Origin of the sequence: Pantoea sp. Fr+CA_20, from assembly GCF_024520835.1 — a bacterium.
GTDB classification, from domain to species: Bacteria; Pseudomonadota; Gammaproteobacteria; order Enterobacterales; family Enterobacteriaceae; genus Pantoea; species Pantoea allii.
Genome location: NZ_JALNPN010000002.1, coordinates 525,260 through 531,658, shown reverse-complemented (window position 1 = coordinate 531,658; position 6,399 = coordinate 525,260). Strand labels below are relative to the sequence as shown.

Genomic DNA, 6,399 nt, shown 5'->3' with positions numbered 1-6,399 from the left:
CGCGGGAGCTGCGAATAAGATCCCGGAAATATGCCGATAAAAAAAAGGCTGGTCACCTTAAGTGACCAGCATTAGCCGCAAGGCTCCTTTTTTTTAACGTTGCTCTGACTTGAGCCAGGCGATTTCATCTTTCCAGATATCCGGATTAATGGTTTCCAGAATCAGCGGGATGCCATCAAAACGCGCATCTTTCATGATCCAGCTAAACACGGTTTTACCGATATTCCCCTCACCCAGGCTGTGATGACGGTCAACCCGGCTGCCCAGCGTGCTCTTGGCATCGTTCAGGTGCATCCCGCGAAGATAGTTAAAACCCACAATGCGATCGAATTCAGCAAAGGTTTCGGTGCAGGCGGCTTCGCTGCACAGATCGTAACCGCCCGCAAAAGCATGGCAGGTATCAATGCAAACCCCTACGCGGGATTTGTCTTCAACATGTTCAATAATGGTTGCCAGGTGCTCAAAGCGGAAGCCCAGATTGCTGCCCTGACCGGCGGTATTTTCGATAACGGCGGTGACGCTGTGGGTTTGATCCAGGGCGATATTGATTGACTCAGCGATGCGTTTTAAACAGCTCAGTTCATCGATCTGCTGTAGATGGCTGCCCGGATGAAAATTCAACAGCGTCAGACCCAGCTGTTCGGCGCGTTGCATCTCATCAAGAAACGCATCGCGGGATTTTTGTAATGCTTCCATGACGGGATGACCCAGATTGATCAAATAGCTGTCATGCGGCAGAATCTGGCCCGGCGCAAACTGGTATTTCTCGCAGGCAGCGCGGAAGGCCGCAATCGTGTCATCTGACAGCGGGGCCGCTTTCCACTGACGCTGATTTTTAGTGAACAGCGCAAAAGCCGTGGCTTCCAGTTCATGGGCGCGGATCACCGCCTGATCCACGCCACCCGATGCGCTGACGTGCGCGCCAATATACTTCATGCCGTTCTCCTGAAGGATTTAACTCAGATTTAACGGCATGATACACGATGGCGCGATGGCAAAGCGCGGTGCGCAGGAAATTTTTAGCCAGGTCAGGAGCGGTTTAGACCGGGAGAACAGCCGGGCTGGGAAGCGCGCATTCCTGACAGCTGTTAACGCGAGAACGCGCTCAGAGAGGGGATTGGGCAAGGGGAAATCAGCCGTTGCCCCACCGCGCATGTCTGTCAGAAGTCAGAAGAAGGCAGAGGATGAGTGGCGGAGTTTCGCTAACTCCTCTTCGGTCAGGCCGGTCATTTTGATCACGGTAGGGCGGTCAAGACCGTTATTTAACATGGTCTGGGCAATCTTCAGCGCTTCTTCCTTCCTGCCTTTTACAATGCCTTTTTCGATGCCTTTTTGTTCCAGCTGTTCTGCAATGGTCATCAGAGCCTCTCCGTGTTGCGGCACCCGCTGTGCCAGCTTATGAACAAAGGCGTGCGCATCCGACGCTTCGCCCGCCTGTATCATGTAGTTTACCAGCGATATTACCTGCGATGAAGAGAGATATTCGTTCAGGAGAAGGGTGACCAGCCTGTCCATCAGCGCCGTCAGGTTACGCTGGTGGATATGCTTCTGCAGCAATGTTAAAGCGGCCATGCTGCGATGGCGCGCAATCTCGTCGTCCGGGATAATCGTCACGTCAACCAACGGGAAAGCCGTTGTATACAGCGCCCGCGCGATGTCTGGGTTGGCAAATTCATCCAGCCAGCAGAGGGAATACGGATACGGGCTGCGTTTACCGGTGTAGAACATCATTGGGATAACCAACGGCAGTGTTTTATGCCCGGCCTGCAGGTGACGGTGCATAGCGGCAACCGCATAGCGCATCAATCTAAAAGCCATGTGTTTATCCGGACCTGACTGATGCTCGATAAGCACATGGATATAGCCTTTGCCGGATGAGGTTTTGAGGCTGTACAGCACATCGCTGAAGTACTGCCGCAGGTCATCTTCGACAAACGAACCTGATTCCAGTTGCAGAGTAGAAAGATCGCAGAGCACGCGTAACGATGGCGGCAGATGGATCGCCATAAAATCCCGGGCAATGTCTGGCTGTGTCAGAAACTGCCGAAACAGAGCATCGTGAGGCGTAGGCGTGGTATTTTTTATCTTCATGAGTCCCGGCTCGTAAACATCCATCGGCGTAAAATAAAGCAGCCAGCAACGTTCACCTAACAGCGGCAGGGTAATGTTCGGCATGTCTCGCAAAACCGTCGCCATTGTGTCAAGCCCGCGCCGAAGCACCGGGATAACCGGCTCGGCGTCGAGCCGGTCAGAGACTGCCATGTTCGCGCGCTCACGCCATAAAATGTTGAACCAGCAGATTAATACTGCCGCCGCCAACAATCAGCCAGCCGAATACCAGCGCCCCCAACAGCACGGGCTTAAATCCGGCCGCGCGCAGGGCAGTAAAGCGAGTGGTTAAACCCAGAGCCGCCATGGCCATGGTCAACAGTATCCCGCCGACGATGTTGAGTGCGTTAACCCAGCCGGCAGGCAACCAGTGCAGAGAATTGAACAGGGCGACAGCGACGAATAGCAACGCAAACCATGGAAAGGTGATGGGCTGCGCCCTGTGCTGTGTTGCCTGTTCACGTCGAAGCACACCGCTCAGCAACAGTAAAAAGGGGGCCAGCATCATCACCCGTAGCATTTTCGCAATCACCGCACTGCTTTCGGTTTCTGGCGCAATACTGTGCCCGGCGGCAACCACCTGAGCCACTTCGTGGATCGTTGAACCGGTAAACACACCAAACTGGGTAAGACTCACCGTGGGGAAAAGATGATGAACCAGTGGCCACAGTAGGGGATAAATAAAGATTGCCAGGGTGCCAAACAGCACCACGGTTGCCACGGCGACCGCCACCTTTGACGGGGCCGCTTTTAAGACCGGCTCCGTGGCCAGCACGGCCGCTGCGCCACAAATACTGCTGCCTGCACCGATTAACCACACGGTGTCACGATCCAGCTTCAGCAGACGTCTTCCCAGCAGACAGGTCATAAAAAATGTGCTGCTGAGCGTCAAAACATCAATGAGTACGCCGCTCAGGCCGACATCCGTAACTTGCTGTAAGGTGATGCGGAATCCGAACAGAATGACGCCCAACCTGAGCAATTTTTGTTTTGCCAGCAGCACCCCTGCATCACATTGACCGGCCACGGGTGAATACACCGTGTTACCGATAATGATGCCGAGCATAATGGCCAGGGTTAATGAACCCAGCCCCAGATGCGTGACGGCCGGCACCTGAGCCAGCAGGGCGGTGACGGCGGCAATCGTACCGCATAACAACAGGCCCGGCAGCCATTGCTGCACGGGATGAGATTTAGAAATGCTGATGTCGGCCATGATTACGCTCCTGGTTGAGTACGCATCATCACGCCAGGTTTGTTAAAAGTGAAATTGATTATATATTTATAATCTACCGCTATAAGTGATAAGGCAGGGTTTATGCTGTTCGCACGACTGGGGCGTTTCATTACGCTTATCAAAAGAGATGTTTTAACGCTCGTCTATGCCTGTCGCGATCCGCGAACGCCGCTGTGGTGTAAAGGCCTGGCGGTAGGACTCATGGCATACGGTATCAGCCCCATTGATTTGATTCCTGATGTAATCCCGGTGGTGGGACTACTGGATGATGCGGTGATCATTCCCACGGGTGTCATGGTGTTGCTGAAAATGCTGCCGAAGGCGGTGCGTGACAGCAGCGCGGAGCGTGCCCGGCAACAACGCGTACGCGGTAAAAAAGTGTTCAGCGTGCTGGCGGTGGTGTTCCTGCTGTGGATAGCCTTGATCATTTACCTTGTACAGCGTTAAGTCATTCAGGAGTTCCCATGCACATTACACTGCGGCAAATTGAAGTTTTCACCGAAGTGCTGAAAAGCGGTTCCACCACCCAGGCTTCCCAGGTGCTGGCTTTGTCTCAGTCAGCCGTCAGCGCGGCCCTCGCCGATCTGGAAAATCAACTTGGCGTTCAGCTTTTCGATCGCGTCGGCAAGCGGCTGGTACTGAACGAGCATGGCCGGTTACTCTATCCCCGCGCCGTGGGGCTGCTTGAACAGGCCACAGAAATCGAACAGTTATTTAAAGAAGATAACGGTGCGATTCGTATTTATGCCAGCAGTACGATAGGGAATTACCTGCTGCCCGGGATGATTGCCGGCTACCGCCGTGATTTCCCGACCTTGCCTTTAGAGCTCAGCGTCGGAAACAGTCAGGACGTGATCACGGCCGTCTCTGATTTTCGAGTAGACGTGGGGTTAATAGAAGGCCCGTGTCATATGACGGAACTGGTGAGTGAGCCCTGGCTTGAAGATGAGCTGGTGGTATTTGCCGCGCCCGATGCCCCGATTTTGCAGCAGCCGGTCACACTGACAACCCTGGCCGATGCCACCTGGATTCTCCGCGAACGCGGTTCAGGCACCCGTGAAATCGTTGATTATCTCTTATTGTCCCATTTACCGACGTTCCAGCTCGGTATGGAACTGGGGAATTCTGAAGCGATCAAACATGCCGTCCGGCACGGTATGGGCATTAGCTGTTTGTCCCGCCGCGTCATCGCCGATCAACTGAGCGCCGGAACGCTTATCGAACTGAATACGCCGTTGCCCAATCTGACGCGTACGCTTTATCGCATTCATCATCGGCAAAAACACATCTCAAAGGCCCTGACGCGGTTTTTGTCCTACTGCCGTGAATAAACGCAGAGAGCCAATCTGGTGGTGAAATCAGCGGTTCAACCCCTTGAAATTCAGGGAAACAGGCATCGCCGCTAATAATTTCCCGTGAATCATGAAGGTAACTTATAACTGTATAGCATTCGCTATACAGCACGGCCTTTGCTGCTACAATCGCGCCTTATTTTTACCCAGCGTAATGTTTACACATGCATAATGACTCAAATACAACACAACAACCTGCGTTACGACGCGATCTAAAAGCACGTCACCTCACCATGATCGCCATCGGCGGTTCAATTGGTACAGGTCTCTTTGTCGCATCGGGAGCCACCATCTCTCAAGCTGGCCCCGGCGGCGCGTTACTCTCCTATGCCTTAATTGGCTTGATGGTCTACTTCCTGATGACCAGCCTGGGTGAACTGGCGGCGTTTATGCCGGTATCGGGCTCTTTTGCTACCTATGGTGCAAAATATGTCGAAGAAGGCTTCGGTTTCGCGCTGGGCTGGAACTACTGGTACAACTGGGCGGTTACGATTGCTGTCGATCTGGTGGCCTCCCAACTGGTCATGAATTACTGGTTCCCGGATACGCCAGGCTGGATCTGGAGCGCTCTGTTCCTGAGCCTGATGTTCCTGATTAATTACATCTCGGTGAAGGGCTTTGGCGAAACGGAATACTGGTTCTCGCTGATCAAGGTTGTCACCGTGGTGATCTTTATCGTGGTCGGCGTGCTGATGATTGTCGGCATTATGCGCGGCGCTGAAAATGCGGGCTGGCATAACTGGCAGGTGGGGGACGCGCCCTTTGCGGGTGGGTTTGCCTCGATGATCGGTGTGGCGATGATTGTCGGTTTCTCATTCCAGGGCACCGAGTTGATCGGTATCGCGGCGGGTGAATCAGAAGATCCCGCTAAGAATATCCCGCGCGCGGTGCGTCAGGTGTTCTGGCGTATTCTGCTGTTCTATGTGCTGGCTATCCTGATTATCAGCCTGATTCTGCCTTATACCGATCCGCAGCTGCTGCACAATGAAATTAAAGATATCAGCGTCAGTCCGTTTACGCTGGTGTTCAAAAATGCCGGTCTGCTGTCGGCGGCGGCGGTGATGAATGCGGTGATTTTAACGGCGGTATTGTCCGCCGGTAACTCCGGAATGTACGCCTCAACGCGAATGCTTTATAACCTGGCTCGTGAAGGCAAAGCGCCGCGTATTTTTGCCCGACTGTCAAAAGGCGGTGTACCGCGAAATGCCCTGTGGGCGACCACGGTGGTGGCGGGCCTGTGTTTTTTGACCTCGAAATTTGGCAATCAGGAAGTCTATCTCTGGCTGTTGAATACCTCCGGCATGACCGGTTTTATCGCCTGGCTGGGGATTGCGATCAGCCACTATCGTTTCCGTCGTGGTTATGTGGCGCAAGGGCGGGATCTTAATGCATTGCCTTACCGTTCGGGCTTCTTTCCTGTCGGTCCCATTTTTGCCTTTATCCTCTGTCTGATGATCACCTTAGGGCAGAATTATCAGGCGTTCCTGCAGGACAGAATTGACTGGTATGGTGTGGCAACCACCTATATTGGTCTACCGCTGTTTCTGCTTATCTGGCTGGGTTACAGGCTGGTGCGGGGCGGTCGCATTATCAAATACAGTGAGATGGAATTCCCTCTCCATCAAGACGAGAAATGACCAGAAGCGCACGGTGAAAGCCGTGCGCTTTTTACCTTACGTCATCACTGTTAACATTCGATGA

At 53.5% G+C, this 6,399-nt stretch carries 6 protein-coding genes; 3 read left to right on the top strand and 3 right to left on the bottom strand.

Going from position 1 to position 6,399, the window contains the following annotated elements; translation table 11 throughout:
- Nucleotides 1-93 precede the first annotated feature (93 nt).
- The 3 genes from nfo to NR177_RS04840 all read right to left on the bottom strand — a co-directional run bounded on the left by nfo (nucleotide 94) and on the right by NR177_RS04840 (nucleotide 3,325).
- Entirely contained in the window at nucleotides 94-936 is an 843-nt protein-coding gene (gene nfo, locus NR177_RS04850; protein ID WP_063880223.1) for a deoxyribonuclease IV, read from the bottom strand.
- A 231-nt stretch (nucleotides 937-1,167) separates the two neighbouring features.
- Entirely contained in the window at nucleotides 1,168-2,091 is a 924-nt protein-coding gene (locus tag NR177_RS04845; RefSeq protein WP_256852396.1) for an Rpn family recombination-promoting nuclease/putative transposase, read from the bottom strand.
- Between the two features lie 181 nt (nucleotides 2,092-2,272).
- A complete protein-coding gene (locus NR177_RS04840) occupies nucleotides 2,273-3,325 on the bottom strand; it encodes a YeiH family protein (RefSeq protein WP_256852392.1) in 1,053 nt (350 codons plus the stop codon).
- Nucleotides 3,326-3,427: 102 nt separating this feature from the next.
- Here NR177_RS04840 and NR177_RS04835 point away from each other — a divergent pair, with 102 nt between their 5' ends.
- The 3 genes from NR177_RS04835 (at nucleotide 3,428) to NR177_RS04825 (ending at nucleotide 6,335) form a co-directional block, all read left to right on the top strand.
- On the top strand, nucleotides 3,428-3,793 hold the full coding sequence (locus NR177_RS04835) for a YkvA family protein (protein WP_063880220.1): 366 nt from the start codon (nucleotides 3,428-3,430) through the stop codon (nucleotides 3,791-3,793).
- A 17-nt stretch (nucleotides 3,794-3,810) separates the two neighbouring features.
- Nucleotides 3,811-4,677, top strand: a complete 867-nt coding sequence (gene yieE / locus NR177_RS04830) for a DNA-binding transcriptional regulator YeiE (RefSeq protein ID WP_063880219.1) — start codon at nucleotides 3,811-3,813, stop codon at nucleotides 4,675-4,677.
- A gap of 185 nt (nucleotides 4,678-4,862) precedes the next feature.
- Nucleotides 4,863-6,335: an amino acid permease gene (locus NR177_RS04825; RefSeq protein WP_256852391.1), complete on the top strand. Its 1,473-nt coding sequence runs from the start codon at nucleotides 4,863-4,865 to the stop codon at nucleotides 6,333-6,335.
- The last annotated feature ends 64 nt before the right edge of the window (nucleotides 6,336-6,399 follow it).

Bases quoted from the DNA above. Each gene is read 5' to 3' on its own strand.
- nfo (WP_063880223.1), bottom strand. From the start codon at position 936: ATGAAGTATATTGGCGCGCACGTCAGCGCATCGGGTGGCGTGGATCAG.
- NR177_RS04845 (WP_256852396.1), bottom strand. From the start codon at position 2,091: ATGAAGATAAAAAATACCACGCCTACGCCTCACGATGCTCTGTTTCGG.
- NR177_RS04840 (WP_256852392.1), bottom strand. From the start codon at position 3,325: ATGGCCGACATCAGCATTTCTAAATCTCATCCCGTGCAGCAATGGCTG.
- NR177_RS04835 (WP_063880220.1), top strand. From the start codon at position 3,428: ATGCTGTTCGCACGACTGGGGCGTTTCATTACGCTTATCAAAAGAGAT.
- yieE (WP_063880219.1), top strand. From the start codon at position 3,811: ATGCACATTACACTGCGGCAAATTGAAGTTTTCACCGAAGTGCTGAAA.
- NR177_RS04825 (WP_256852391.1), top strand. From the start codon at position 4,863: ATGCATAATGACTCAAATACAACACAACAACCTGCGTTACGACGCGAT.